The organism is Streptomyces sp. NPDC056452 (assembly GCF_042796085.1).
GTDB lineage: Bacteria > Actinomycetota > Actinomycetes > Streptomycetales > Streptomycetaceae > Streptomyces.
Genome location: NZ_JBHTRI010000013.1, coordinates 45,863 through 67,320 on the forward strand (window position 1 = coordinate 45,863; position 21,458 = coordinate 67,320).

At 67.0% G+C, this 21,458-nt stretch carries 22 protein-coding genes and 3 tRNA genes; 16 read left to right on the forward strand and 9 right to left on the reverse strand.

What is annotated here, in order from left to right:
- Positions 1–58: 58 nt before the first annotated feature.
- The 3 genes from ACFQ6X_RS15295 to ACFQ6X_RS15305 form a co-directional block, all read right to left on the reverse strand.
- Entirely contained in the window at positions 59–484 is a 426-nt protein-coding gene (locus ACFQ6X_RS15295) for an HIT family protein (protein ID WP_383181547.1), read from the reverse strand.
- Positions 481–1,062 (reverse strand): hypothetical protein, encoded by a 582-nt coding sequence (locus ACFQ6X_RS15300; RefSeq protein ID WP_383181550.1) that lies wholly within the window; start codon positions 1,060–1,062, stop codon positions 481–483. The genes ACFQ6X_RS15295 and ACFQ6X_RS15300 overlap by 4 nt, the downstream gene beginning before the upstream one ends.
- A 665-nt stretch (positions 1,063–1,727) precedes the next feature.
- On the reverse strand, positions 1,728–3,329 hold the full coding sequence (locus tag ACFQ6X_RS15305) for a DGQHR domain-containing protein (RefSeq protein WP_383181553.1): 1,602 nt from the start codon (positions 3,327–3,329) through the stop codon (positions 1,728–1,730).
- 884 nt (positions 3,330–4,213) lie between these two features.
- On the opposite strand from ACFQ6X_RS15305, the gene ACFQ6X_RS15310 reads away from it, so the two are divergent.
- Positions 4,214–5,674, forward strand: a complete 1,461-nt coding sequence (locus tag ACFQ6X_RS15310) for a PIN-like domain-containing protein (RefSeq protein ID WP_383181556.1) — start codon at positions 4,214–4,216, stop codon at positions 5,672–5,674.
- Positions 5,675–6,044: 370 nt separating this feature from the next.
- On the opposite strand, the gene ACFQ6X_RS15315 is transcribed toward ACFQ6X_RS15310, so the two are convergent.
- Positions 6,045–6,470 carry a hypothetical protein gene (locus ACFQ6X_RS15315; protein WP_383181559.1) on the reverse strand — a complete coding sequence of 142 codons (426 nt, stop codon included), beginning with the start codon at positions 6,468–6,470 and terminating at the stop codon, positions 6,045–6,047.
- A 593-nt stretch (positions 6,471–7,063) separates the two neighbouring features.
- Here ACFQ6X_RS15315 and ACFQ6X_RS15320 point away from each other — a divergent pair.
- Positions 7,064–7,639, forward strand: a complete 576-nt coding sequence (locus ACFQ6X_RS15320) for a histone deacetylase (protein WP_383181826.1) — start codon at positions 7,064–7,066, stop codon at positions 7,637–7,639.
- Between the two features lie 82 nt (positions 7,640–7,721).
- On the opposite strand, the gene ACFQ6X_RS15325 is transcribed toward ACFQ6X_RS15320, so the two are convergent.
- The gene (locus ACFQ6X_RS15325) at positions 7,722–8,378 is read right to left on the reverse strand and encodes an SDR family oxidoreductase (protein ID WP_383181561.1); all 657 of its coding nucleotides are present in this window, start codon (positions 8,376–8,378) and stop codon (positions 7,722–7,724) included.
- A gap of 34 nt (positions 8,379–8,412) precedes the next feature.
- Complete coding sequence (locus tag ACFQ6X_RS15330; RefSeq protein ID WP_383181564.1) at positions 8,413–9,672, reverse strand: hydrolase; 1,260 nt, start codon at positions 9,670–9,672, stop codon at positions 8,413–8,415.
- Positions 9,673–10,007: 335 nt separating this feature from the next.
- On the opposite strand from ACFQ6X_RS15330, the gene ACFQ6X_RS15335 reads away from it, so the two are divergent.
- From ACFQ6X_RS15335 to ACFQ6X_RS15360, 6 genes are all read left to right on the forward strand, one after another.
- Positions 10,008–10,080, forward strand: a tRNA-Thr gene (locus ACFQ6X_RS15335).
- A gap of 45 nt (positions 10,081–10,125) precedes the next feature.
- A tRNA-Met gene (locus ACFQ6X_RS15340) sits at positions 10,126–10,198 on the forward strand.
- 88 nt (positions 10,199–10,286) lie between these two features.
- Positions 10,287–10,451: a 50S ribosomal protein L33 gene (gene rpmG, locus ACFQ6X_RS15345; RefSeq protein WP_003956487.1), complete on the forward strand. Its 165-nt coding sequence runs from the start codon at positions 10,287–10,289 to the stop codon at positions 10,449–10,451.
- A 102-nt stretch (positions 10,452–10,553) separates the two neighbouring features.
- Positions 10,554–11,006 (forward strand): MaoC family dehydratase N-terminal domain-containing protein, encoded by a 453-nt coding sequence (locus ACFQ6X_RS15350; protein ID WP_329208321.1) that lies wholly within the window; start codon positions 10,554–10,556, stop codon positions 11,004–11,006.
- A complete protein-coding gene (locus ACFQ6X_RS15355; RefSeq protein ID WP_383181568.1) occupies positions 11,006–11,434 on the forward strand; it encodes a MaoC family dehydratase in 429 nt (142 codons plus the stop codon). Before ACFQ6X_RS15350 ends, ACFQ6X_RS15355 begins: the two co-directional genes overlap by 1 nt.
- Positions 11,435–11,544: 110 nt before the next feature.
- Positions 11,545–12,600, forward strand: a complete 1,056-nt coding sequence (locus tag ACFQ6X_RS15360) for a UDP-N-acetylmuramate dehydrogenase (RefSeq protein WP_383181571.1) — start codon at positions 11,545–11,547, stop codon at positions 12,598–12,600.
- Between the two features lie 48 nt (positions 12,601–12,648).
- On the opposite strand, the gene ACFQ6X_RS15365 is transcribed toward ACFQ6X_RS15360, so the two are convergent.
- Positions 12,649–13,284 (reverse strand): NAD(P)-dependent oxidoreductase, encoded by a 636-nt coding sequence (locus ACFQ6X_RS15365; RefSeq protein WP_383181574.1) that lies wholly within the window; start codon positions 13,282–13,284, stop codon positions 12,649–12,651.
- 89 nt (positions 13,285–13,373) lie between these two features.
- On the opposite strand from ACFQ6X_RS15365, the gene ACFQ6X_RS15370 reads away from it, so the two are divergent.
- Complete coding sequence (locus tag ACFQ6X_RS15370; RefSeq protein ID WP_383181577.1) at positions 13,374–13,964, forward strand: TetR/AcrR family transcriptional regulator; 591 nt, start codon at positions 13,374–13,376, stop codon at positions 13,962–13,964.
- On the opposite strand, the gene ACFQ6X_RS15375 is transcribed toward ACFQ6X_RS15370, so the two are convergent.
- Both ACFQ6X_RS15375 and ACFQ6X_RS15380 read right to left on the reverse strand, forming a co-directional pair.
- A complete protein-coding gene (locus ACFQ6X_RS15375; RefSeq protein WP_383181579.1) occupies positions 13,957–14,970 on the reverse strand; it encodes an adenosine deaminase in 1,014 nt (337 codons plus the stop codon). The genes ACFQ6X_RS15370 and ACFQ6X_RS15375 overlap by 8 nt on opposite strands.
- Positions 14,971–15,094: 124 nt before the next feature.
- Positions 15,095–16,321, reverse strand: coding sequence for a pyridoxal phosphate-dependent aminotransferase (locus ACFQ6X_RS15380; protein ID WP_383181582.1), 1,227 nt, complete (start codon positions 16,319–16,321; stop codon positions 15,095–15,097).
- A gap of 213 nt (positions 16,322–16,534) precedes the next feature.
- Here ACFQ6X_RS15380 and ACFQ6X_RS15385 point away from each other — a divergent pair.
- From ACFQ6X_RS15385 to rplL, 7 genes are all read left to right on the forward strand, one after another.
- Positions 16,535–16,607: transfer RNA gene (locus tag ACFQ6X_RS15385), tRNA-Trp, on the forward strand.
- A gap of 106 nt (positions 16,608–16,713) precedes the next feature.
- On the forward strand, positions 16,714–17,001 hold the full coding sequence (secE, locus tag ACFQ6X_RS15390; RefSeq protein WP_329208312.1) for a preprotein translocase subunit SecE: 288 nt from the start codon (positions 16,714–16,716) through the stop codon (positions 16,999–17,001).
- 73 nt (positions 17,002–17,074) lie between these two features.
- Positions 17,075–17,986, forward strand: a complete 912-nt coding sequence (nusG, locus tag ACFQ6X_RS15395) for a transcription termination/antitermination protein NusG (RefSeq protein WP_383181586.1) — start codon at positions 17,075–17,077, stop codon at positions 17,984–17,986.
- Between the two features lie 175 nt (positions 17,987–18,161).
- A complete protein-coding gene (rplK, locus tag ACFQ6X_RS15400) occupies positions 18,162–18,596 on the forward strand; it encodes a 50S ribosomal protein L11 (RefSeq protein WP_329208309.1) in 435 nt (144 codons plus the stop codon).
- An 82-nt stretch (positions 18,597–18,678) separates the two neighbouring features.
- Complete coding sequence (rplA, locus tag ACFQ6X_RS15405; protein WP_356426673.1) at positions 18,679–19,401, forward strand: 50S ribosomal protein L1; 723 nt, start codon at positions 18,679–18,681, stop codon at positions 19,399–19,401.
- A gap of 550 nt (positions 19,402–19,951) precedes the next feature.
- Complete coding sequence (gene rplJ / locus ACFQ6X_RS15410; RefSeq protein ID WP_383181591.1) at positions 19,952–20,515, forward strand: 50S ribosomal protein L10; 564 nt, start codon at positions 19,952–19,954, stop codon at positions 20,513–20,515.
- 86 nt (positions 20,516–20,601) lie between these two features.
- The gene (gene rplL, locus ACFQ6X_RS15415) at positions 20,602–20,985 is read left to right on the forward strand and encodes a 50S ribosomal protein L7/L12 (RefSeq protein WP_328905315.1); all 384 of its coding nucleotides are present in this window, start codon (positions 20,602–20,604) and stop codon (positions 20,983–20,985) included.
- Positions 20,986–21,458 lie beyond the last annotated feature (473 nt).

Sequence of the window (21,458 nt, forward strand, 5' to 3'; positions counted from 1 at the left end):
CTACTCGGGCATGAGATGGATGGCCTTCGAAACGGCGTGGAGCTGCCGGGTGCGCCGGTCAGTAGGTCATCTTGGCAGGGATTACTCCTCTGACTCCACCGCGCGGGTTCGGGGTGTCGCCCTGCCTGCGAGGAATCAGATGGATATGCGCGTGCTCGACTGTCTGTCCGGCAGCGACTCCGCAATTGACGCCAATGTTGAATCCGGCGATGCTTGAATCTCCACTAAGAAGATTAACGCGAAGGTCTCTCAGGGCCCTATTACTGTCGCGCAGCTCGTCGTCGCTCAGTTCAAAGTAGTCCGATAGATGCCTCTTCGGTACGACCAAGAAGTGCCCCTGGGACACTGGGTATGAGTCCAGGAATGCCACCATCGTTCCGAAGTCATGAATTTCCTCTGTGCCATTGCGAACGATGCGGCAGAACGTGCACGGAGTGGCCGTGTCGCTCAGGCATCGATTACTCAACGCAAACGAGGAATTCATTCTCCGCTCTCCTTCTTGAGCTTGGCTGCGAGTGTTTCGTAACCCTTCGCTACATCGACCTCAAATGCCTTAGGGAAGTACTCGAAGTTTGAATTGCGTACAATATTTTGACCGGCAAAGGCGCGGGACAGCATGCCGTAGTGTCCGAGAAACTTGGAGAAGCTATCTGGGATCGGGATCAGGCAGAGTCCGGACTTACCCTCCAAGATGTCCACAATTTTTTTATTGATGGCCAAGATCTGATCAACGATTGCCTTGTCGTCAGCGCTTGCTTGGATTTCAGGTACGTGGTCAAGGATGTGCCAGTCTTCGGGCCTCCCTTCCTTTAGTTGGCCAGACAGAACTCTGTTCTGATCCAGGAGCAGTTTCAGCGGGCCATAAAGCTCATTGAGTCGCTTGAGATTCAATTCTCTGCGGTAGGAATTTCGTTCCCTCTTGTGCGTCAAAGCATTGGTTACCAGGCTGACGATCCCGGCCGTGGCGAAGGCGATGGCGGCGCTGATGATGGTTGCGGTGGGCGCTGAGATGCCCTCGGGGGGTGGAGTCGTCCCACCGGTGGCGGCAAGTGCGGTGATCATGTCTTCAAGTTAGCGTCAAGGACTGACAGGGCGGCCCCGCAGGGGGAGCCGCGTCGTCCCGTAATCAAAACTTACCCATCGCAGCGCACTTCGTATCGCCATGTCTGTGTGCAATGTTCGCGTTTGAGTGCCTGGCCGCAGGCGTCAAGGCGCGGCGGGCTCTGACCATGGCATCGAGGCGTGCGGACTATGGCGCCGGCGGGGCCCGCACGCCTACGCGTCTGATGGGCTCTTTCTGCGATAGGCGACGCTTGCTGTCGCGCCGCAGTGCGCTACCGCGGACTGCCTGTCATATCTCTTGGTTCCGCCGCTTCGTCTACGACAGATACCTGCGAGCTCTTGAGCAGGCGTCGCAGATGTCCCCAGGCTCCCCCTAGAAGTTGGCGGACTCGAGGCAACGGCTGATCAGAGGGTTTGAGGCCAATCCGCTTCCACTAGCAACTCGCCCAGACCGTTACTACTAGAGCACGGAACGCACCATGACCGGGCGCCTGCCGCCCGCGCTGCTCGTTCCGGGGAGGTTCGTTTTAGCGTTGATCGCCTCCTGAGGGCGAGAGTGTCCGGTTGGGGGCACGCAAGAGGATCTGCGAGGGCGCGATGTGGTTGGCTTCGACCCTGTGCCGCTGTTGCTGGCAGGTCGTATCAGGGTCGAAGCCGCGTCACTTTTACAGCTGATCCGGCAAGCTGATCTTGGACTTGGAGACGATGCTGTTGTTGTAGTCGCGGTAATCGCCATCGCCGATGAAGCGGGCGTCAGCGATCGCCTCACGCAGCACCTTCCGCTCCTTGTCGGTTGGAAGCCCACCGACGACGTGACGGAGGATCTTGACCGCGGTATCGCGCCCCTTGATGCTGATGCGCTTGCCATTCATGTCGTAGAGGACCCCCCACCAGGGATTCTCGACAGCATCGAGCCTTAGTGCTCCTTCGCGATCGAGAGTGCCCAGCTTGGCGAAGATGTAGTCCAGGGCCATGCCCTCGGCGTGGAGTAGTCCGACTGCCTGGGCCAACGCTTGCTGGCCTACTGGCCGTAGTAGAAGGTGGCCGCCGCCAACTCCTTGACTCTTGTCCTCGTGAGCGAAGCGCCTGTGGAGGACCACTGACTCTCCAGCTGCGATTGCACGGAACGTCGGCAGTTCCGCAATGTGGTCCCACAGCGCGGTGTAGTCGGCAACGCCACGGGTCAGATCGGCCTTCCCGGGCCGGCGTGCCAGTTCCTTACCCTTGGTTCCCCAGCTCGCGTAATCGTTGTGTGCGAGGAGGTAGGTCCGCGCCATCCATGTCAGAGTCTGCAGCGTGGTGATGGGGACAGAGCGTGAAGAGATCGTGCTGTTCTTGAAGTTAACTGCGCTCTTGACGCTGCTGAGGAAGGGATGGCTCACTGCCACCCGTCGTGCGACGATGGCGAAGCCGTCGTCTTCGTCCAGTTGAGCGATCTCTCCCGGAGTCAGTGGAGACGCCTGCTTGTTGACGTGGGTAAACGTTGTCCGGACTCTGAGCTGGGCATCCGTCCGTGACTCCCCCTTGAGCACGGCTGGAATGATCTCGATGCCCATCCGTTCGTCACCGAGCTGCTGAAGTTGTGCCTCGTCAAGCCCATTGTCAGAGATGAGATCGTCTAGGCTCAGCATCTCGTCGCGCTTGACCTTGCGATCTTTGTCCCTGACATCCAGGCGCCCAGTGCTGATCAGCTCGAGAGCTGCTTTGATGCCGATCACCCGGTGTTGCCCATCAAGCGCATACAACCTGGCCTTGGCACTCAAGTCGATCAGGCCCAGGCGGCCACGAAGGTCGAGAGCCCTGAAAGCGACGGACGCCTCCTTGGCGCACCCCTCTTCGTCCCACATCTGGCTGTCCGGGTCATCCACCCATGGCTGACTGAGGACGGCCAGGATGGGCGGAAACTTATGGGTATCGCGCTCAATGAGGTACTTGGCGAGCACCGCCTCCCGGGACCAGTCGATGGACCGCTGCGAGATGATCTCGATACTTTCCTCGTCGATCCGAAGTTTTCCCGTTTCCTTGTCGATGCTCCTTTTAAGTAGCGGCATGGTGTCGGTGAGGTTGACCTGGCGGCGAATCCACTCAAGGGACACAGAAGCGATGTAGGAGGGGGTCCCACCCATGTGGGCCACCTCGACGAACAGTGCATCCTCCCTGGAGATAGAGGCCTCGAGCAGCTCGGCGATCACTTCATCGTGTTTCCTGCGGGCTGCTGCAATCGCTTCGATGTCTGTGGCATGGCTGAGAGCCACTGGCATGTCCATTTTTCCTCCTGCACGGTGAGTGCTCAGGTCGACAGAGAGTGCTGGGGGAAGAGATTTCGATTGAAGAGCGGCCGGAGCTGACTGATGAGGTCACGCTCCACCTGGTCGAGCATGGCGACGTCGACCTCTGCGTAGTGCAACTGCCGCTCTCCATTGCGGTGCAACCAGTCGCGGAGATGGCGGTTGGTCTCCATGTGCACCTGGTGTCGACTCAACCGGACAGAGAGCGACCGGGCTTGACCCACATACATCCACGTCTGTGTAACGGTCAGCCCCCTGAGCTCTGCGAGCTCTACGTAGGCGTAGACGCCGGGAGCGTCCGGGACCACCTTGTGAGCCAGTGCGACTGAGCGAGTGCTGCGCCAGTCAAGTTTTTGGAAACTTCCCCCCAGTGACATGCCATCAGCATGGCAGCACATCTGGCGCAGCGTCAAGTTTTTAAAAAATGCGCCAAGTTGATGTTAAACGTTCGGGTTCCCACAGAACCGGTGCGGCAGTTGCGCCTGCTGCGCCGGGCCGGTGGGCGGGTGATGGCGCGCTCAACCCATAGAGGCGCGGCGCCGCGATCCGGTGATGGGAGAGGCAGGGCTAAGTCGTGAGCGGCAGGTGCCCCGAGGGCGGATTTGGTAGGGGAGTGGCGTTGCGCACGGAGCGGTCGGCGCTGCCCTCAGGTGCCCCCCTGAGTCGACGGGCTTGGTGTGGCGGCTGCTCAGGAGCGCGCGGAATCGGACTGCTGTATAGCTGCTGGTCGGCTGGAGGTCCGCGCGATGGCACCTCGGGCCAGCCCACGGAAGCGCCCGGGGCGCACCCGCTGGCAAGACCAGATCGCGCGTACGGCACCGAAAATACCCGGACTTCGGCCTCGCGCCTCTGGGATCATGGGCATGTACTTTCTGGGGGAGGGGAGCGTTGTGACCACCGCACGGGGCATGTTCGACGGATTCGAGGCCTACCGCACACCCGCCGAGCGCGACTACCGGTGTGTCCTACAGCAAGGCCTCGTCGTCCTAGACACCAACGTCTTGCTTGACCTGTATCGCATGAACGCGCGCGTTCGTGAGGACATGCTGACCGTCCTCAAGACGATCTCCGAACGCCTGTGGGTCCCCCACCAAGTGCTGGTCGAGTTCTGGCGCAACCGGCAGAGCGAAGAGCTCATCACCTACCACGACAAGAAGGCCGCTACCGCGGCAGAGGTCCTGAAGAACTCCATCAATCGGGCGCGCAGCGCTCTAGACGAGTGGGCTAGGAATGTTCACATAGGCGACAACATTGACATTGTTTCACCGATGCACGAGAAGCTCGGTGGCGCGGAGAAGCTCTACCAGGACATCGTCGACAGCCTGGAGCACCAGGCAAGCAAGGACACGGTCCCCGGGATCCGTCACACCCACACCGACCCGGTCATCAAGGCACTGGAGCAGCTCCTCGACCAGCGCGTCGGATCCCCTTACTCCGCACAGCAGTACGCTCAGGAGGTGCAGCGGGCTAAGGAGAGAGCTGACCAGCAAGTACCGCCTGGCTACAAGGACTTTGAGAGCGGAAAGAAGGAAGACGAGGAAGCGGCCGGCGACTATCTGGTCTGGCGTCAGCTGATGGACGCGGCCCGGATCCATGAGACGAACATCCTGTTCGTTACTCGGGACCTGAAGGAGGACTGGTGGCGGAAGGCCTCCGCTAAGGCCGTCCGGCTTCCGCGCGTTGAACTGGTGAATGAGCTGCGTGATCTCACTGGCCTGCAACTCTTCATGGTTGAGCCCAGCACCTTGATGCAGCAGGTCAGCACTGTCTTCCATCTCGAAAAGCAGGTCGACCGAAACTCTGTGGACGCCTTGCGTCACCTTGAGACAGTCGAAGCCGACGCCGACGAACTGCGACATGCTGCGACCCGCTCGCGCTACCGGCTAGCCCAAGTACCCGGAGGCCGCAGCAACGACTACGTCGAGACGCTATGGCTCATGGCCCAGTTGGTCGAAGAGAACCCTCAGCTGAAGACCTGCCTTGAGAAGTTCATGGAATTCTTCACGAGTGTCACTCTTGAGCCCGAGGCGCGCAGAAGGCTCATGAACCTGGTCTCACTCGGATTGGCCGTCGTGCAGGGCGAGCAGATCCTTCTCACCGCCCATGGTCGCAACTTCGTTGGGAATCGCGACGCGCAGCTGCTGCGCCGGCTATTCATGGAACGCATCCTCGGAGCTCAGGAAGCCCGCCAGATGCTTGACACAGGAGCCTCGGTGGCTGAGGTAAAGCACCTGCTGGACCAGCAGCCGGACCTGGAACTCAGTGCCACCCAAAGCGAGCTCTTGCTGAGGTGGATGGGAAAGCTGGAACTCCTGACCACGTGACCCAGCGCAACTAAAGCCCGGCACAACCAGCAGCTCGTACGCCATCCGAAGTTCCGCCGATGCGGCTGACGCCGAACTTCAGAGGTCAGGCAACCGAGGGGGACGCTGGTGGGTTGAGTCACCGGCACCCCGTGTGCAAGTGGGTCCTGACGTATCGCTCTGCAACTTCTCATGGTGCCCTGTGGGGTTCGTGTGGGGCGCTGCATCCAGCGGATGCAGAAGTGCCTGGTCTCTGGGTGCGCTGGGCGCTGACTGTAATGCCGTCGTGGCAGCGAGCCACCACAGGTCTGCCACGATCGGTACGTGCCCCAGTTCAGCGCTGGGCCAGCCTTCTTGGCGCAGCCGGTTACCGGGCAGTGTTCTGGTGGAGTCAGCCGTCGAACCAGACGACCAGGCGGACTCCCTCGTCGCCGTGCAGGTTTGCCAGCGTGCGCATGACCGACCAGACGGCACCCCATTCGCCGTCGGGTACGGCGTCCTTTCGCTGTAGGCGGCCGACGCGGAAGAGTCGGTCGCCGTCCGGCCACTCGGTGTCCTCGGGATAGACGGTGCCCGCGGAGTAGAGCTGCCGGGCATCGGTGAGGCCGGAGAGTTCGGCAAAGCGGCTGAGGCCGGAGTTCCGTCCGTGCATCTTCCAGCTGCCGTCAGTGTTCCGGTGGTACTCGTGGACACAGCCGTCGACCTCGTTTGAGAACTCGCCCCAGTTGGCGGCTGCCAGCTCCGCCCAGGTGATCCATGACTCGCCGTGCAGCTCGTCACTCCAGGGCTCGAAGTCAGCGAGGACCTCTTTCGACACGTCATGGGGGAGGCCCCGGTGATCGGCAAGTGCGCGGAATGAGGTGGTGTCGCGGACCCCGAACAGGGATCCGAAGGCAACCTAGTCGCGCCCGTTGTAGAGGTGCGAAAGGTTGATGACCTGGTTCCACGCGCGGTCGTCCTCGTCCAGCCAGCGATCCCAGCGGCACTCGATGAAGCCGTGTATGTCTGTCCCCATACCCGGCATTGTTCTCCGTCGGCATGAGCCGGGCGACGGTATTTCTGGCTCCTGGCCAGCCGAGGGTGCACCTTCTCGGGCTGTGCCTTCCCCCAGGTGTGTCCCGAGAACGCTCACCAGCGGAGGAACCGCAGCTCAGATGTACCAGGGGTAGCCCTCTGTAAATCTGCCGGCTCAGCCTACCCAGGTTCGAACCCTGGCGCCGCCACAGGACGGGAAACCCCGTCCGACCTGCTTAAACAACAGGTCGGGCGGGGTTTCTGCGTGTGTGCAAGTGTGACGGTGGACCACGCCGATCGGCGGGAGGCACTGTGGTTGGCGCACATCGGATCGAGCCGGCGCTCGTGGAGGAGGCCGCGCCGCGGCGCGTCTGGTACGCCTCCTACGGCTCCAACATGCACCTGGACCGGCTTGCCTGCTACATCAAGGGCGGCCGGCCGCCCGGGGCCGGCAGGGCGTATCCGGGGTGCCGGGACCAGCGGCTGCCCGGTCGGTCCGTACCTGTGGAGCTGACGGGAGCCCTCTACTTCGCGACCGTGTCGCCGGTCTGGGGCGGCGGGCGGGCCTTCTACGACCCGTACGGCGAAGGGCGGCTCCACGCCCGCGCCCACCTCGTCTCGGCGTCGCAGTTCGCGGACATCGCCGCCCAGGAGATGTACCGGGAGCCCGGGGAGGACCTGGACCTCGGTGAGGTGCTCGCCGAGGGCAGGGCCGGGCTCGGGGTCGGGCGGTACGAGACGTTGATCTGCGCGGGCCGGCTGGACGGGCTGCCGGTGCTCACCTTCACGGCCCCGTGGAGCGCGGACGAAGTGGCCCCGGTGCCGCCGTCCCGTGACTATCTGCGCTTCATCGCTTCGGGGTTGCTGGACGCGGGGGCCTGGGACGCGGCAACGGTGGCTGCCTACCTCGCCTCTGCGCGAGGGGCGGCAGGCCAATGGTCCGAGCGCGCGATCCGGGAGCTGATCGAGTGAGCGGGCGTGCGCGGGCTCGACTCGCTCAACTCCCCGGGCCCAACTCCCGGGCGCCCGGGGCGTCGTAGGGGCTGCCGGGGGATCAGTTCCCGGCGATGTCCTTCACCGCGACCGTCAACGGCACGCTCCCGGAGATCAGTTCCAGGGTCAGGCCCGCAGCCGCGGGCGTGTCCAGCAACTCCAGCAGAGCCGCTGCCACATCGTCACGCGGGACCGGGCCGCGGCCCGTCGAGGCGGCGAGCAGCACCTGGCCGGTGCCCGCGTCGTTCGTCAGCATCCCGGGGCGCAGGATCGTCCAGTCGAGTGCGGCCCTGGAGCGTACGTCGGCGTCCGCGGCGCCCTTGGCACGCAGGTAGACGTCGAACACCTCGTTGCCCGGGTGGTCGGGGTCGGCGCCCATGGAGGAGACGACGACGTAGCGGCGCACCCCTGCCTGTTCCGCGGCGTCCGCGAAGAGCACCGCCGCACCGCGGTCCACCGTGTCCTTGCGTTCGCTGCCGCTGTTCGGGCCCGCACCGGCGGCGAAGACCACCGCGTCCGCCCCGCGCAGGACCTCCGCGGTCTCTTCGACGGAGGCCGATTCGAGGTCGAGGACCACGGGTTCGGCCCCCGCGGCCCGGAGGTCCTCGATCTGTTTCGGGTTGCGGATGATGCCCACCGCTTCGTCTCCGCGCGCAGCGAGCAGCCGCTCCAGCCGCAGCGCGATCTGACCGTGTCCGCCTGCAATGACAATGCGCATGCTCACGACCGTACGCCGGAGCGCGCGTTCGCGCTCAAGGTCCGCCGCCGGGGCCGGAATCGGTGCGCCCCTGGCGGGGGAGGCCCAGGGGGGTGGTCTCGGAGTCGCAGTACTCGCGCACCGCACTGGTCCGCGCGACCACGCGTCCCCGGTGCACCACGATCCGGCTGTACGCGAGGGAGAGCACCCCGGAGAGCCGTTCTCCGCGTACGGCGAGGAGTTCGGCCGGGAAGCCGGCCTCGATCCGTACGCCCGGAAGGCCCATGGCCGACCTGGCAGCGGTGGAGACGGCGTCGTACGCGTGCTCGGCGCTCAGGCCGTGCTGCGAGGCGAGGAGGTAGGCGGCCTCCAGGGGGTCACCGCGGCCGACGGGGTTCGTGGCGTCCCGCAGGGCCCCGCTGCCTGCGGCGACACGTGCCCCTGCGGAGCGCAGCAGGGGGACGGGCGCGGTTCCGCGGTGTGCGGCGCCCGAGCAGCCGCCCTGGGGGAGGCAGACCACCGCCACGCCGGTGGAGGCCAGCCGGTCGGCGGTGCGGGCCGCGGTGTCGGCGGGGAGCCGGGAGAGGGCCGCGCAGGGGCCGATGGAGACGCCTTGGCGCAGCCCCTGGGCCATGGCGGCGAGGCGGGTCAGCCGGCCGGGGTCGTCACCGTCGGTGTGGAGGTCGACGGGGCGGTCGTGGGCGGCGGCGATGTCCAGGACCGTTTCGGTGTAGCCGTCCGGGTCGGGGTCCAGGCCGGGGCGGCCGCCGATGACGCCCGCACCCATGTCCATGGCGTCGCGGAGCATGGCGAGGTTGTCGGCGCCCGCGGTGCCCGTGAGGAGCCCGGGTACGGCGACGGCGACGATCTCGGTGAGCCCCCGCAGGGAGCGGCGGGCCTGGAGGACGGCTTCGAGGGACGCGAGGCCCTGCCCGTCCCCGATGCGTACATGGCTGCGCACGGCGGTGGCGCCCTGGCTGAGCTGGATCAGGGCGGCTTCGGTGGTGCGGCGCCGGATGTCCTCGACGAGGTGCGACGCGGGGCCGGGGCTGTCGGCGGTGAGTGCCGTGTCGCTGTGTGCGTGGGGTTCGGCAGGCGCGGGGAGCAGGAGGTGGCCGCGCAGGTCCAGGCGCGTTCCGTCGGCGGTCAGGGTGCCTGCCGCGGCCACGGACTCGATGTGGTGGCCACGGATCCGTACGTCGACGGTGCGCCCGTCGGTGAGCCGGGCGCCGCTGAGGAGGAGTGCGGCTGCGCCGGGGGTGGCTCCGGGGCCCGCCGCGTTGGTGTCCGGCCGGTGCGGCTCACTGTGGGCCATCGCACTCCAGAGGGAGACAAGATCACGCAGAGTGGGCCGAGCCTATGGGGGCGCCGGGTGCGCTTCGAGGAGGAGCCGAATAGTCGTACCGCTGTGGCTCGGCGGCGTGCGCGGGGCGGGTGTGTTCAGGGGGCTGCCGAACCGGTGCGAGGCGGTGGCGCAGCGCCCGGAGTGTTGCCGATCAAACCCTCCTCAGGCCCTGATCAGCCCCTGATCAAGGGCCTGATCAGGGGGTCCGGCGGAGGGGTGGCCAGGGGGCCGATCAAGGTCCGGCGGTGGGCGGACGAAACGGATTTGGGCGATCGGCGAGAGACCGTGTAATGTCTTCCTCGCTCGCCCCAATAGCTCAGTCGGTAGAGCGTCTCCATGGTAAGGAGAAGGTCTGCGGTTCGATTCCGCATTGGGGCTCTGGTGATCGGGTAACCCCGCTTCGGCGGGGAGACTCGTCATCAAAGCGGTGTAGCTCAGTCGGTAGAGCAAGCGGCTCATAATCGCTGTGTCACCGGTTCAAGTCCGGTCACCGCTACTAACGGTAGCCGATTGTGGGGTCGGTCCTTCGATCGGCTACTCTTTTTTGCGTTCATCCGTCCACCGTCCGTCCAAGGAGCACTCACGTGGCTGCCACCGACGTCCGCCCGAAGATCACGCTGGCCTGCGTGGAGTGCAAGGAGCGGAACTACATCACCAAGAAGAACCGGCGTAACAACCCGGACCGTCTTGAGATGAAGAAGCACTGCCCGCGCTGCAACTCGCACACTGCGCACCGCGAAACGCGCTGAAAACAGGCTCGTACACGAGGCCGTCCCCATTGGGGGCGGCCTCGTGTCGTTGTATGGGTTGCACTCGGCCCAATTCGACTTTCATCAGGAGGTAGCGAGCTCATGGCGCTCGACCAGTCCTTCGTGGGGCGGACCTATCCGCCCACCCCGGCGTACGAGGTCGGCCGGGAGAAGATCCGGGAGTTCGCAGAGGCGGTGGGTGACACCAATCCTGCGTACGTGGATCCCGAGGCCGCAAAGGCCCTCGGTCATTCGGACGTGATCGCTCCGCCCACGTTCGTCTTCTCGATCACGTTCAAGGCCGCCGGCCAGGTGGTCCAGGATCCGCAGCTCGGCCTGGACTACAGCCGTGTGGTGCACGGCGACCAGAAGTTCGCGTACGTGCGTCCGGTGCGGGCGGGGGACCGGCTGACGGTCACCTCGACGATCGAGGCGGTCAAGTCGATGGCGGGCAACGACATCGTGGACATCCGCGGCGAGGTGCACGACGAGAGCGGTGAGCACGTCGTGACCGCGTGGACGAAGCTGGTGGCGCGTGCCGCCGAGGAGGCGTGATGACGGCGAGGATTGCGTACGAGGCGGTCGAGGTCGGTACGGAGCTGCCGGCGCAGTCGTTTCCGGTGACCCGGGCGATGCTCGTGCAGTACGCGGGTGCGTCGGGTGACTTCAACCCGATCCACTGGAACGAGAAGTTCGCGCGCGAGGTCGGGCTCCCGGATGTGATCGCGCACGGCATGTTCACGATGGCCGAGGCGGTCCGGGTGGTCACGGACTGGACCGGTGACCCGGGCGCGGTCGTCGAGTACGGGGTGCGGTTCACCAAGCCGGTCGTCGTACCGAACGACGACACGGGTGCGACCGTCGAGGTCAGCGGCAAGGTCGGCGCGAAGCTGGACGACAACCTGGTGCGGGTCGACCTCACGGCGATGAGCGACGGCAAGAAGGTGCTGGGCATGTCCCGCGCCGTGGTCCGGCTGGCCTGAGGCACGGGTCCGGCGTGAGCCGGACTCCTGCGCGGCCCGGCCCGAGGCCCTGCACGTACGGTCCGTGGCCCCGCCCGAGCGGTGGGACCGCGGACCGTACTCTTGTCCCCGTGCAGGAACTCCACGATGCCCCCCTCGCCCCCCTGACCACCTTCCGGCTCGGCGGCCCCGCCGGCCGCCTTCTGACGGCCACCACCGACGCCGAGGTGATCGCCGCCGTGCGCGAGGCCGACGAGAGCGGCACCCCGCTCCTGGTCATCGGCGGCGGCTCCAACCTGGTCATCGGCGACAAGGGCTTCGACGGCACGGCCCTGCGCATCGCGACCAAGGGCTTCGAGCTCTCGGGTACGACGCTGGAACTGGCGGCCGGCGAGGTCTGGACCGACGCCGTGGCCCGCACGGTCGAGGCCGGCCTGGCAGGCATCGAGTGCCTCGCCGGGATCCCCGGATCCGCCGGAGCGACGCCGATCCAGAACGTCGGCGCGTACGGGCAGGAGGTGTCCTCGGTCATCACCGAGGTCGTCGCCTACGACCGGTCCACCCGGGAGACGGTCACCGTCCCGAACGCCGCCTGCGCCTTCTCGTACCGGCACAGCCGCTTCAAGGCCGAGCCCGACCGCTTCGTCGTGCTCCGTGTCCGATTCGAGCTGGAAGAGGCGGGGGGCCTGTCCGCACCGCTGCGCTATCCGGAGACGGCGCGTGCCATGGGTGTCGAGCAGGGTGATCGCGTTCCCGCCGCGGCCGCCCGCGAAACGGTCCTGAAGCTGAGGGCGGGCAAGGGCATGGTCCTCGACCCGGAGGACCACGACACCTGGTCGGCAGGGTCCTTCTTCACCAACCCGATCCTCGACGAGGCGGAGCACGCCGCCTTCCTCGCCCGCGCCCAGGAGCGCCTGGGCGCGGACGTCACGCCTCCGGCCTTCCCCGCGGGCGAGGGCCGCGTGAAGACCTCCGCGGCCTGGCTCATCGACAAGGCGGGCTTCACCAAGGGGTACGGCACGGGCCCGGCCCGAATCTCCACCAAGCACACGCTCGCCCTGACCAACCGCGGCGGCGCGACGACCGAGGACCTCCTGGCCCTGGCCCGCGAGGTCGTCGCCGGGGTCCACGAGGCCTTCGGAGTCACACTCGTCAACGAGCCGGTGACGGTCGGCGTCAGCCTGTAGCCGGGGCCGGGCCTGCGGCAGGAGCCCGGTAGGCCTGCAGCCGGGCCTTCAGTAGGCGACGCCCACGCCCTGCTTCACGGCCGCCGGGTCATCGATCAGCGCGAGCATCGCATGCGCCACATCGGCCCGTGAGATGGACCGGCCGCTGCGCGGGGTACCGCCGACGACCGTCCGGTACACCCCCGTCCGGGAGCCGTTCGTCAGCTTCGGCGGCCGCACGGACGTCCAGTCCGTGGCACTGCGCGCCAGCGCGGCCTCCATCCGCGTCAGATCCGCGTACAGCTCCTTGAGGACCGCGCCGATCGCCTTGCGCATCAGACGGTCCGGCAGGGGTTCGTCCGCAGCCTCCGGCCCGACCGGCGCCGCGCTCACGACCAGCAGCCGACGCACCTCCGCGGCCTCCATCGCGCGCAGAACCTGCCCGGTGAGCCGCTCCGCGACGTCGCCCGACTTCCGCCCCCGCGATCCGAGCCCGGACAGCACCGCGTCCCGCCCCGCCACCGCCGCGCGCACGGCCTCCTCGTCGCCGAGCCGCACCACCGCGTGCAGATCGGTCCACGCGGGCCCCTCCGGAAGCCGGGCGGGATCGCGGACCACCGCCGTCACCTCGTGCCCCGCCGCGAGCGCCTGCCCCACGATCTCCTGGCCGACGGCCCCTGTCGCACCGAACACTGTGAGTCTCATCGTGCACGCCCTCTCCGGGTGGGTGAGTGTTCACTCACCTCTAGAGTGAGTGGACACTCACCCGCTCGTCAAGGCTGTCGGGAGCACGCATGGAGCAGAAACCGGCCCGCGTCCGCATCGTCGATGCGGCCCATGAGCTCATGCTCGGACTGGGTCTCGCCCGGACGACGACGAAGGAGATCGCGAAGGCGGCCGGCTGCTCCGAGGCGGCCCTGTACAAGTACTTCGCCAGCAAGGAAGAGCTCTTCGTGACCGTGCTCGGCGAGCGGCTGCCCGGGCTCGGGGCGCTCCTGAGCCATCTGGAGCCGGGTGAGGGCGACATCGAGCAGAACCTCACCGAGGTCGCCCGCCGGGCCGCGCTCTTCTACGAGCAGACCTTCCCCATGGCCGCGTCGCTCTACGCCGAGCCCCAGCTCCAGCGCCGCCACCGGGCGGCGATGCGCGAGATGGGCACCGGACCGCACAAGCCGATCCAGGGACTCGACGCCTACCTGCGCGCCGAGCAGGGAGCCGGCCGCATCCGGACGGACGCCGACACCTACGCCGCCGCGTCCCTGCTGCTGGGCGCCTGCGCCCAGCGCGCCTTCGCCTACGAGATGGCACCCGAGGGCAGGCCCCCGCAGTCCCTGGACGAGTTCGCCGCTTCGATCGCCCGCACCCTGCTGGCCGGAATCAGCTAGCGAGCCACGCGTCGACTCCGGCCAGCAGCTTCTCCCGGACGTCGACAGGTGCCGCCGACCCGCGTACGGACTGCCGCGCCAGTTCGGCCAGCTCCTCGTCGGTGAAGGCGTGGTGGCGCCGTACGAGGTCGTACTGGGCCGCCAGACGCGACCCGAACAGCAGCGGGTCGTCCGCGCCGAGCGCCATCGGGACCCCGGCGTCGAACAGGGTGCGCAGAGGCACGTCCGCCGGCTTCTCGTAGACACCGAGCGCCACGTTGGAGGCCGGGCAGACCTCGCACGTCACGCCGCGCTCCGCGAGCTTGCGCAGCAGCCGGGGGTCCTCGGCCGCCCGCACGCCGTGCCCGATCCGGGACGCGTCGAGGTCGTCCAGGCAGTCCCGGACGCTGGAGGGTCCGGAGAGCTCGCCGCCGTGCGGAGCGGCGAGGAGGCCGCCCTCGCGGGCGATGGCGAACGCGCGGTCGAAGTCGCGGGCCATCCCGCGGCGCTCGTCGTTGGAGAGCCCGAAGCCGACGACCCCCCGGTCCGCGTACCGCACGGCGAGGCGCGCCAGCGTCCGGGCGTCCAGCGGATGCTTCATCCGGTTCGCCGCGATCACGACACGGATCCCGAGCCCGGTGTCGCGGGCCGCGCTGTCCACGGCGTCCAGGATGATCTCGATGGCCGGGATGAGCCCGCCGAGCAGCGGGGCGTACGAGGTGGGGTCGACCTGGATCTCCAGCCACCCGCAGCCGTCCGCCACGTCCTCCATGGCCGCCTCGCGCACGAGCCGCTGGATGTCCTCGGGAGAACGCAGACAGGACCGCGCGATGTCGTAGAGGCGCTGGAAGCGGAACCACCCGCGCTCGTCGGTCGCCCGCAGTCTGGGCGGCTCGCCGCTGGTCAGCGCCTCAGGGAGGTGCACCCCGTACTTGTCCGCGAGTTCGAGCAGGGTCGTCGGCCGCATCGACCCGGTGAAGTGCAGGTGCAGATGGGCCTTGGGCAACAGCCGTACGTCACGCTCCATTGAAGGATCTTGCCGCACATGAGGGGTGTCGCGGTAGCCGGATTCCCTCCTGAGTTACCGCTCGAACAAAGAAGTGGCCCCCGGCCGGAGCCGGGAGCCACTTCTTCGTTCAGGGGTACGCCAGTCAGTCGCGGGCCTCGCCCAGCAGCTTCTGGAGCCGCGAGACGCCCTCGACGAGGTCGTCGTCGCCCAGCGCGTACGACAGGCGCAGGTAGCCCGGGGTACCGAAGGCCTCACCGGGGACGACGGCGACCTCGGCCTCGTCCAGGATGAGGGCGGCCAGCTCGGCCGAGTCGGCGGGACGCCGGCCCCGGATCTCCTTGCCGAGCAGCCCCTTCACCGACGGGTACGCGTAGAACGCGCCCTCTGGCTCGGGGCAGAGCACGCCGTCGATCTCGTTGAGCATGCGCACGATCGTCCGGCGGCGGCGGTCGAAGGCGGTCCGCATCTCGGCGACCGCGTCCAGCGGACCGGAGACCGCTGCCAGCGCGGCGACCTGGGCGACGTTGCTGACGTTGGACGTGGCGTGCGACTGGAGGTTGGTCGCGGCCTTGACGACGTCCTTCGGGCCGACGATCCAGCCCACCCGCCAGCCGGTCATCGCGTAGGTCTTGGCGACTCCGTTGACCACGATGCACTTGTCGCGCAGCTCGGGCACGAGCGCGGGGAGGGAGGTGAACTCCGCGTCGCCGTAGACCAGGTGCTCGTAGATCTCGTCGGTCAGCACCCACAGGCCGTGCTCGACGGCCCAGCGGCCGATCGCCTCGGTGTCGGCCTTGCTGTAGACGGCGCCCGTCGGGTTGGACGGCGAGACGAACAGGACGACCTTCGTGCGCTCGGTGCGGGCCGCTTCGAGCTGCTCGACGGAGACCCGGTAGCCGGTGGTCTCGTCGGCCACGACCTCGACGGGGACGCCGCCCGCCAGACGGATGGACTCGGGGTAGGTGGTCCAGTACGGGGCGGGGACGATGACCTCGTCGCCCGGGTCCAGGATCGCGGCGAAGGCCTCGTAGATGGCCTGCTTGCCACCGTTGGTCACCAGGACCTGGGACGGCTCGACCTCGTAGCCGGAGTCGCGCAGCGTCTTCTCTGCGATGGCGGCCTTGAGCTCGGGGAGCCCGCCCGCCGGGGTGTAGCGGTGGTACTTCGGGTTGGAGCAGGCCTCGATCGCGGCGTCGACGATGTAGCCGGGGGTCGGGAAGTCGGGCTCACCGGCGCCGAAGCCGATCACCGGACGCCCAGCGGCCTTGAGGGCCTTGGCCTTGGCGTCGACGGCGAGGGTGGCGGACTCGGAGATCGCACCGATGCGGGCCGAAACCCGGCGCTCGGACGGAGAAGTTGCAGCGCTCATGCCCCCATGCTCGCAGACCGGAAATGCCGTCGGCACAGGGGTTTCAGGGACCGGACAGGAGTCGGACAGCATCCGGACAGGACCGGTCGGTAGTTGTCTGTTCGACGCGACGCCCCTGAGCACGTACACTCACCTGTCGTTGGCCTTCATCAGCCGCACCGTTTTTGCACCCGGCCCACCGGGGAGGATGCGGTAGGTTGGTGGAAACCACAAAGGGTCGTAGCTCAATTGGTAGAGCACTGGTCTCCAAAACCAGCGGTTGGGGGTTCAAGTCCCTCCGGCCCTGCTACACACTCCTTCGCCAGGATGTGTGCGCATGTACGTACTTCAATGCATCGCCGTGCGGCTCCACCGGGCGCGGCACGGCCACGACCCGGAATCAGGTGAGTAGCGTGACGGACGCCGTGGGCTCCATCGACATGCCTGATGCCGATGATGAGGCTCCCGAGTCGAAGAAGAAGACCCGGAAGGGCGGCAAGCGCGGCAAGAAGGGCCCTCTGGGCCGGCTCGCGCTGTTCTACCGCCAGATCGTTGCCGAGCTGCGCAAGGTCGTCTGGCCCACTCGCAGCCAGCTGACGACCTACACGGCCGTGGTGATCGTGTTCGTGGTCGTCATGATCGGTCTCGTTACCGTGATTGACTTCGGTTTCGCGCGGGTCATCAAGTACGTCTTCGGCTGATCCCGCGGAGGGCGCCTCACCGGCGCCCCTTTCGCATGTTCCACCCATTTGTATCCAGGAAGAAGCAGCCATCGTGTCTGACCCGAACCTGAACGACGACGCCGAGCCCACGGCGAGCGCCGTCGAGTCCGCCGAGGACGAGCTCGACATCGTCGAGGCGGCGGACGCCGTGGCCCCGGACCAGGTCGAAGCTGCTGACGACGCCGCGGGCGAGCCCGCCGAGCAGGACGCCGTGCACGTCGAGTCCGACGAGGAGGCGGAGGCCGAGGAGGCCGCCGAGTCCGACGAGGCCGCTGACGACACGGACGCCGCCGAGGACGCGGACGCCGACGAGACCGACGAGGAAGAGGCCGAGCCGGCCGCCCCCGTCGACCCCGTCACCGCCCTGCGCGACGAGCTGCGCGGTCTCCCCGGCGAGTGGTACGTCATCCACACGTACGCCGGCTACGAGAAGCGCGTGAAGGCCAACCTGGAGCAGCGCGCCGTCTCGCTCAACGTCGAGGACTTCATCTACCAGGCCGAAGTGCCCGAGGAAGAGATCGTCCAGATCAAGAACGGTGAGCGCAAGAACGTCCGTCAGAACAAGCTCCCGGGATACGTCCTGGTGCGCATGGACCTGACGAACGAGTCCTGGGGCGTCGTCCGCAACACGCCCGGCGTCACCGGCTTCGTGGGCAACGCCTACGACCCGTACCCGCTGACCCTGGACGAGATCGTCAAGATGCTCGCCCCGGAGGCCGAGGAGAAGGCCGCCCGCGAGGCCGCAGAGGCCGAGGGCAAGCCGGTTCCGGCCCGCAAGGTCGAGGTCCAGGTGCTGGACTTCGAGGTCGGCGACTCGGTCACCGTCACCGACGGCCCGTTCGCGACGCTGCAGGCGACGATCAACGAGATCAACGCCGACTCGAAGAAGGTCAAGGGCCTCGTCGAGATCTTCGGTCGCGAAACCCCGGTCGAGCTGAGCTTCGACCAGATCCAGAAGAACTAGCGGTTTCCGCAGCTTCCGGACACATGCCTACCGAGCAGGTCAGACCGGCTTCGCAGCCTGTCTGACCTGCTCGGTTTTTGGTCGCGCAGCTATACCCGTTATCGTTGTGCGGTATGCCTCCATCCGGATGACCGGAATGGCGGCGAAACACTCTCACTAGGACCCGGAGAGAGCAATGCCTCCCAAGAAGAAGAAGGTCACGGGGCTTATCAAGCTCCAGATCAACGCCGGTGCGGCCAACCCGGCCCCGCCGGTCGGCCCCGCACTGGGCCAGCACGGCGTCAACATCATGGAGTTCTGCAAGGCCTACAACGCCGCGACCGAGTCGCAGCGTGGCATGGTCGTGCCGGTGGAGATCACGGTCTACGACGACCGCTCCTTCACCTTCATCACGAAGACTCCGCCGGCCGCCAAGCTGATCCTCAAGGCTGCGGGCGTGGAGAAGGGCTCCGGCGAGCCGCACAAGACCAAGGTTGCCAAGCTGACGGCTGCCCAGGTCCGCGAGATCGCCACGACGAAGCTCCCCGACCTGAACGCCAACGACCTCGACGCCGCGTCGAAGATCATCGCTGGCACCGCCCGTTCCATGGGCATCACGGTCGAAGGCTGATTCAGCCCCGTAAGCCCCCAGTGGTAGGACCAAGCGCTGGTCCGCACCACGACTCCACACTCTGATAACCACAGGAGTAGAAGTGAAGCGCAGCAAGAACCTCCGCGCTGCGGACGCGAAGATCGACCGGGAGCGCCAGTACGCCCCGCTCGAGGCCGTCCGTATCGCCAAGGACACCGCCTCCACGAAGTTCGACAGCACCGTCGAGGTCGCGTTTGCCCTGGGTGTAGACCCGCGCAAGGCCGACCAGATGGTCCGTGGCACCGTGAACCTCCCGCACGGCACCGGCAAGACCGCCCGGGTCCTGGTCTTCGCGACCGGTGACCGTGCTGCGGCCGCGGAAGCCGCGGGCGCCGACATCGTCGGCGCCGACGAGCTCATCGACGAGGTGGCGAAGGGCCGTCTGGACTTCGACGCCGTCGTCGCGACCCCGGACCTCATGGGCAAGGTCGGCCGCCTGGGCCGCGTGCTCGGTCCGCGTGGTCTGATGCCGAACCCGAAGACCGGCACCGTCACCCCCGATGTCGTCAAGGCTGTCAACGACATCAAGGGCGGCAAGATCGAGTTCCGCGTCGACAAGCACTCGAACCTGCACTTCATCATCGGTAAGACCTCTTTCGATGACACGAAGCTGGTCGAGAACTACGGCGCGGCGCTCGAGGAGATCCTCCGTCTGAAGCCGTCCGCCGCCAAGGGCCGCTTCATCAAGAAGGCGACCCTGAGCACGACGATGGGCCCCGGCATCCCGCTGGACTCCAACCGCGTGCGCAACCTCCTCGTCGAGGAGGACCCGGCCGCCGTCTGAGCCCCCGTGCTCACCCGGTAGCCGGTTTCACGGCATGGGACGGGCCCCGCGACCTTTCGAGGTCGCGGGGCCCGTCCTCGTATGTGCGGGAGGGCCCGTGAGCAGCACGGCAGGGGTGCACGGACCTCCGGGACCCCCGCGAGCTCCGGAAAGGCCCGCGAAGGACAGCGGCAGGGCCGTCGGCGGGCTCACCGCTCTCAGGACGGCAAGGACGGCGCCGGACGCCGGTCGGCGCAGCTCGGGCGGCACCGCCGGCGCCCGCTGATACGCGTCCCAAACCTCTCGCACCGGTCGAACCGGGACGGATTTGCTCCGGGGCGCCCCGGTCGCGTACGCTCCTCAGGAAGCCAAAGACCGCTGGTCGTTGCCGCGCTCTCGCAAGAGGGACGGTGACCGAAGGATCCGTCGAGAACGGACGACCTGCGCAGGTGACTGTGGAAAGCTCCCGAATTCGTTCGGTCGAGCTACGCCCTGGCGCCTGCGCCGGGGCGTTTCGTCTTTCCCGGCCCCTTCTGAGCGGTCCTCATCACCCGGAAGGAGGCCGACGCTCATGGCAAGGCCCGACAAGGCTGCCGCGGTAGCCGAGCTGACGGACCAGTTCCGCAGCTCGAACGCCGCTGTGCTGACCGAGTACCGGGGTCTCACCGTGGCACAGCTCAAGGAGCTGCGCCGTTCGCTCGGTGAGAACGCCCAGTACGCCGTGGTGAAGAACACGCTGACCAAGATTGCGGCCAACGAGGCCGGGATCAACACGCTGGACGACCTGTTCTCGGGTCCGACGGCGGTTGCCTTCGTCACCGGTGACCCGGTGGAGTCGGCGAAGGGTCTTCGTGACTTCGCCAAGGACAACCCCAACCTCATCATCAAGGGCGGTGTCCTTGACGGTAAGGCGCTGTCTGCCGATGAGATCAAGAAGCTCGCGGACCTCGAGTCCCGCGAGGTTCTGCTCGCCAAGCTGGCCGGCGCCATGAAGGGCAAGCAGACTCAGGCTGCGCAGCTCTTCCAGGCTCTGCCGTCGAAGTTCGTCCGCACCGCGGAAGCGCTTCGCGCCAAGAAGGCCGAGCAGGGCGGTGCCGGTACGCCGGCTCCCGCCGACGCCGAGGTGGCGGAGTAACACTCCGCCCCCACGGCTCGCAGCGGGCCCGTACGCCCGCCTACATATACATCCGGCACCTGCCGAATTAGTGGAAGGACGCCATCATGGCGAAGCTCAGCCAGGAAGACCTGCTCGCCCAGTTCGAGGAGCTCACCCTCATCGAGCTCTCCGAGTTCGTTAAGGCGTTCGAGGAGAAGTTCGACGTCACCGCCGCCGCCGCGGTCGCCGTTGCCGGCCCCGCCGGCCCGGGCGCCGTTGCCGAGGCCGCTGAGGAGCAGGACGAGTTCGACGTCATCCTCACCGCCGCCGGTGACAAGAAGATCCAGGTCATCAAGGTCGTGCGCGAGCTGACCTCCCTGGGCCTCAAGGAGGCCAAGGACCTCGTGGACGGCGCCCCGAAGCCCGTCCTCGAGAAGGTTGCCAAGGAGGCCGCCGAGAAGGCTGCCGAGTCCCTCAAGGGCGCCGGCGCCTCCGTCGAGGTCAAGTGACCCTGCGAGTCATCTGACTCCTCAGGACCGTCTCTGCCGCGAGGCAGGGATGTCACATCGCAAAGGGCGATCACCCATTCGGGTGGTCGCCCTTTGGCGTACCCCCTGACGCTGCCTTGATCTTCCGTCGGTGACGAGTAGGGTGATCTTCGCCGTGCGTCTCCCAGGGGGCGTCAACGGGCGTCCTGGGGGCCCAGGTGAAGATCGCAGGACGTCCGTCCGGGCTCGGGGGCCTTGACGAACCGCACGCGGCGCGCAATTCTCAGGACGCGTCGTCATCTCGATCCGCATCCGAGGCATGGATCGAGAACGAAGAGGGCAGTAAAGAAGAGCGCACACCGCGCGAGGGCTATTCATAGGTGTTGAGAACAGCTGTTGAGAGCAACGTGGGTCTCTGAGAACCCCGACTGGACATCAGTGTGCCGCTTGGCTACACTGACCCTTTGCGCTGCCTGTTAGCTGCCTCCTGCCCG

Coding starts and splice junctions, on each gene's coding strand:
- ACFQ6X_RS15325 (WP_383181561.1), bottom strand. CDS start 8,378: ATGCGCATTGTCATTGCAGGCGGACACGGTCAGATCGCGCTGCGGCTG.
- ACFQ6X_RS15310 (WP_383181556.1), top strand. CDS start 4,214: ATGTACTTTCTGGGGGAGGGGAGCGTTGTGACCACCGCACGGGGCATG.
- ACFQ6X_RS15350 (WP_329208321.1), top strand. CDS start 10,554: ATGGCGCTCGACCAGTCCTTCGTGGGGCGGACCTATCCGCCCACCCCG.
- ACFQ6X_RS15320 (WP_383181826.1), top strand. CDS start 7,064: ATGCACCTGGACCGGCTTGCCTGCTACATCAAGGGCGGCCGGCCGCCC.
- ACFQ6X_RS15295 (WP_383181547.1), bottom strand. CDS start 484: ATGAATTCCTCGTTTGCGTTGAGTAATCGATGCCTGAGCGACACGGCC.
- ACFQ6X_RS15300 (WP_383181550.1), bottom strand. CDS start 1,062: ATGATCACCGCACTTGCCGCCACCGGTGGGACGACTCCACCCCCCGAG.
- ACFQ6X_RS15330 (WP_383181564.1), bottom strand. CDS start 9,672: ATGGCCCACAGTGAGCCGCACCGGCCGGACACCAACGCGGCGGGCCCC.
- ACFQ6X_RS15375 (WP_383181579.1), bottom strand. CDS start 14,970: ATGGAGCGTGACGTACGGCTGTTGCCCAAGGCCCATCTGCACCTGCAC.
- rplK (WP_329208309.1), top strand. CDS start 18,162: ATGCCTCCCAAGAAGAAGAAGGTCACGGGGCTTATCAAGCTCCAGATC.
- ACFQ6X_RS15355 (WP_383181568.1), top strand. CDS start 11,006: ATGACGGCGAGGATTGCGTACGAGGCGGTCGAGGTCGGTACGGAGCTG.
- ACFQ6X_RS15370 (WP_383181577.1), top strand. CDS start 13,374: ATGGAGCAGAAACCGGCCCGCGTCCGCATCGTCGATGCGGCCCATGAG.
- ACFQ6X_RS15305 (WP_383181553.1), bottom strand. CDS start 3,329: ATGGACATGCCAGTGGCTCTCAGCCATGCCACAGACATCGAAGCGATT.
- rplL (WP_328905315.1), top strand. CDS start 20,602: ATGGCGAAGCTCAGCCAGGAAGACCTGCTCGCCCAGTTCGAGGAGCTC.
- ACFQ6X_RS15380 (WP_383181582.1), bottom strand. CDS start 16,321: ATGAGCGCTGCAACTTCTCCGTCCGAGCGCCGGGTTTCGGCCCGCATC.
- ACFQ6X_RS15365 (WP_383181574.1), bottom strand. CDS start 13,284: ATGAGACTCACAGTGTTCGGTGCGACAGGGGCCGTCGGCCAGGAGATC.
- rplJ (WP_383181591.1), top strand. CDS start 19,952: ATGGCAAGGCCCGACAAGGCTGCCGCGGTAGCCGAGCTGACGGACCAG.